Here is a 248-nt window from a genome sequence, read left to right as displayed (position 1 = left end):
AGTGAAGATACCGTGTTTGTGCCTGTCTCCCCACTCCTTGGTAACGTACAAATTGATTTTGATGCACAAACGCTCAGTGCGACAGGGGATGCAAGCGATAACAGTGCCATTACTATGCTTGGCGAAGTGCATAACCCTGGTAGTTTTTCGTTTAAAGAAAATATGACTCTTCTAGATGCACTAATGCGTGCAGAAGGGGTTACCCGTTATGCGGATGTAACTAAAATTAGAGTGATAGTTGATAAAAC

1 protein-coding gene is annotated in these 248 nt (G+C 42.7%); it reads left to right on the top strand.

Translation table 11 applies throughout. From position 1 onward, the window contains the following. The coding region (locus SB751_RS33800; protein ID WP_410749473.1) for an SLBB domain-containing protein at positions 1-248 on the top strand (248 nt) is incomplete at both ends.

Source organism: Cupriavidus sp. SIMBA_020, assembly GCF_046535395.1.
Lineage (GTDB): Bacteria > Pseudomonadota > Gammaproteobacteria > Burkholderiales > Burkholderiaceae > Cupriavidus > Cupriavidus campinensis.
This window is presented reverse-complemented; position numbering and strand designations above follow the sequence as displayed.